Origin of the sequence: Micromonospora sp. NPDC049048, from assembly GCF_043197615.1 — a bacterium.
Taxonomy (GTDB): domain Bacteria; phylum Actinomycetota; class Actinomycetes; order Mycobacteriales; family Micromonosporaceae; genus Micromonospora.
Window position 1 is genome coordinate 1 of the sequence record NZ_JBICTM010000040.1, and the last position, 1,006, is coordinate 1,006.

Genomic DNA, 1,006 nt, shown 5'->3' on the forward strand with positions numbered 1-1,006 from the left:
CGGGTGCTGCGGTGTGGGGTTTGGGTCGGGTGGTGGGTTTGGAGTTGCCGTTGCGGTGGGGTGGTTTGGTGGATTTGCCGGGGTTGTTGGGTGGTGGTGGTGTGTGGGGGTTGTTGTGTGGGGTGTTGTCGTCGTCTGGTGGTGAGGATCAGGTGGCGTTGCGGGGTTCGGGGGTGTTTGTGCGGCGGTTGGTGCGTGCGGGTTCGCCTGTGCGTGCTGGTGGTCGTGGTGGTTCGGGTGGTTTTGGGTTGTCGGGGACGGTGTTGGTGACGGGTGGTACGGGTGCGTTGGGTGTGCGGGTGGCGTTGTGGGCGGCGGGTGTGGGTGCGGAGCATGTGGTGTTGGTGAGTCGTAGTGGTGGTGGTGCGTCGGGTGTGGGGGATGTGGTGGGGCGGTTGGAGGGGTTGGGTGTGCGGGTGTCGGTGGTGGCGTGTGATGTGGCGGATCGTGGTGCGGTGGCGGGGTTGTTGGGGGATTTGGTGGCGCGGGGTGAGCGGTTGCGGGCGGTGGTGCATGCGGCGGGTGTGGCGCAGTTGTCGGGGTTGGGTGAGGTGGGTGTGGGTGAGTTGGAGGAGGTGTTGCGGGCGAAGGTTGGTGGTGCGGTGGTGTTGGATGAGTTGACTGCGGGTTTGGATTTGGATGCGTTTGTGGTGTTTTCGTCGATTGCGGGGGTGTGGGGTTCGGCGGGGCAGGTGGGGTATGCGGCGGCGAATGCGTTTGTGGATGGGTTGGTGGTGTCGCGGCGGGCTCGTGGGTTGGTGGGGTCGTCGGTGGCGTGGGGGCCGTGGGCTGAGGCGGGTATGGCGGTGGGGGTGGCGGGTGAGCAGTTGAGTCGGCGTGGTTTGCCGGGGATGGATCCGGAGTTGGCGGTGGTGGGGTTGGAGGGTGTGTTGGTGGGTGGTGAGTGTCAGGTGGTGGTGGCGGATGTGCGGTGGGATCGGTTTGTGTCGTCGTTTACGGCGTTGCGTCCGTCCCGGTTGTTCACCGAAATCCCCGAAGCACAGGC

The 1,006-nt window shown here is 65.8% G+C and carries 1 protein-coding gene; it reads left to right on the top strand.

The features are described 5' to 3' along the window. Positions 1-29: 29 nt before the first annotated feature. The coding region (locus ACGFIG_RS30770; RefSeq protein WP_393008891.1) for a beta-ketoacyl reductase at positions 30-1,006 on the top strand (977 nt) is incomplete at its 3' end.